Origin of the sequence: Nonomuraea sp. NPDC049486, assembly GCF_040676925.1 — a bacterium.
Classification (GTDB): domain Bacteria; phylum Actinomycetota; class Actinomycetes; order Streptosporangiales; family Streptosporangiaceae; genus Nonomuraea; species Nonomuraea ferruginea.
The window spans coordinates 1-1568 of sequence record NZ_JBFAPV010000044.1; the positions used below are offsets into that span (position 1 = coordinate 1).

Below are 1568 nucleotides of genomic sequence, written 5' to 3' on the forward strand. Positions count from 1 at the left end.
GTAAGCAATCAGAAGGTTCTGTGACGCTGGGTGATAGGTGCTGATCAGGCTTCGAGTGCGACCGGCGGCATCCAGAGGTTGCCGGTGAAGGCGCGGTGGATCGCCTCGAAGGCGCTCAGTCCGTGTTTGCGGGCGCTGTCGAGGTAGGAACGGACCGTCAGCCAGTGCGCGGCACCGTCTTCGGATTGATGGCAGCCGGAGATCTTCACCTGTGTCTTGACCGGGCGCAGCGCGCGTTCCCCGGTGTTGTTCGTGAACGGCACCCAGCCGGGGAAGTCGGCGAAGCGCAGCACCTCATCAGCCCGGTCCCGCAGGCGTTCCAGCAGGTTACGGGCCGGGGACTGTTTCCGCCCAGGGGCGCGGGGATGCAGCGACAGCCCGACCGCGATCCCGTGATGGAAGGATTCGAGGTAGATCCGCGCCCGCTCGGGCGGGATCTCGCCCAGCCCGGCCTCGCGGGCCTTGATGGCCTGCTTGTTCAACTGGGCCAGCGCCCACCGGATCTGCGCCGGCCACCGCTGACCGGGATGATCCTCGGCCGCCGCGGTCAGCTCCCTGACCAGATGCGCCCCGCACAGTTGGTGACGAGCGTGCGGGTAGCCGTTATACAGCGACAGCGAGTCGTGCACCAGCACCCCGCGGAACTCGGGCAGCACGCCGAGGGAGTTAGCGCCCTGGCGGGAGCGTTCGCCCAGGCCGAGCAGGGTCAAGGTGGTGGTGCAGGCCACGTGCAGCCAGCGGCGCGCCGCCCCGATCCGGGTGGTGGTCTCATCGACGTGCAGCACATGCGCCAGCGCCAGCAGCGCGCGGATCACCTTAACGCTGCCGGTGACCAGCGTGGCGGCCTCGGCAAGGATCGACGACACCCAGCCGGGCGAGACCCGGGCTCCGGTGACATCAGCGATCAGCTGGGCGCAGCGCTCCACCGGCACGTGCTGGAACACCAGCAGATAGGCGGCCAGTGCCCGCAGCTTCGGCCCGTACGACGACGGCGCTCCCGCGACCGTCGCAGGGAGGTCGGCGCTGGTGACAGCTCCGCACCCGCCGCACCTGCAGCGATGCACCCGGTGCTCGGTCACCGTCACGGTGACCAGGGGAATGTCACGGACCTGGCGGCGTGCGTACCCGACGCTGTCCTCGGCCGACAGGAACTGCCCGCATCCGCCGCAGCCAGCCGGGACGTGGTCTTCCACCTCGTCGGGGTTCTCGACCATGGCCAAGCCGCTTCCCGGCGCTCCGGGCTGGCGGCCCCGCTTGCGGCCGCTCATGGGCGGCGGCTTCTTGTCCGGCCGGACGAAAGTGTCGCTGGACGGCGGTAACGAGGAGTTCCCCGAGTTACGGTTCTGCCGACGTTCCAGCTCGGCGACCCGGGCGGTCAGCCGCTCCACCGTCGCTTCCAACCGGGCGATCGTCTTGCGCTGGGCCTCGATCGTCTCCATCTGCCGGACCACGAGCGAGGCCAGCTCGTCGTATGACGTGCGGCGATCCGGGGTCCTCGGCACCCGACGATCATCCCATCCAGCGGATGCCGCTCACGCCAGCGTGATCACACACTTCTGAATGCTTAC

Annotated in this window: 1 protein-coding gene; it reads right to left on the reverse strand. The window is 69.1% G+C overall.

Annotation, left to right across the window (positions count from 1 at the left end; all coding sequences use genetic code 11):
- Window positions 1–44: 44 nt before the first annotated feature.
- Window positions 45–1502 carry an IS66 family transposase gene (locus tag AB0K05_RS44395; protein ID WP_364237878.1) on the reverse strand — a complete coding sequence of 486 codons (1458 nt, stop codon included), beginning with the start codon at window positions 1500–1502 and terminating at the stop codon, window positions 45–47.
- Between the last annotated feature and the right edge of the window lie 66 nt (window positions 1503–1568).